Origin of the sequence: Streptomyces albus subsp. albus (genome assembly GCF_000719865.1) — a bacterium.
GTDB classification, from domain to species: Bacteria; Actinomycetota; Actinomycetes; order Streptomycetales; family Streptomycetaceae; genus Streptomyces; species Streptomyces albus_E.
The window spans coordinates 1-380 of record NZ_JOID01000100.1 but is presented as its reverse complement, the minus strand read 5'-3'; the positions used below and the strand labels follow the sequence as shown (position 1 = coordinate 380).

Annotated in this window: 1 pseudogene; it reads left to right on the top strand. The window is 69.2% G+C overall.

The features are described from left to right. Positions 1-118 precede the first annotated feature (118 nt). Positions 119-380: pseudogene (locus tag IF83_RS35400) on the top strand (HNH endonuclease signature motif containing protein); the annotation flags it as partial.

The window sequence follows — 380 nt, the reverse complement described above, 5'->3', positions numbered from 1 at the left end:
TCGTTCGGGTGGTTCCAGCCCGTGGACCTGGATGTATTACCGTCCGTGACGGAGAATAGAGGGTAGGAACACCCGCTGCGGGGGCGGGAGTTCGAGGGGTGAACGGACGGGGGAGACCATGCAAGCCACGCTGCTCGAAGAGAGCGAGACCACGGCACCGGGCGGGAGCACGGAGGTGCCGGAACTACCGGTGACGGCGGATGAGTGGGCCGCGCACCTGGCCTCGGCGGTGCCGGGGCCGCAGACGGCGGTGATGCTCGGCCTGCTGGAGCGTGAGGGGCTGTCCACGGCGGGGCGGATCGACGCGTTGAAGGCGTGGGAGCGGCACATCGCGTGGATTCAGGCGCAGCAGGTGCGTTTGCTGGCCGATGTCGAGGCGG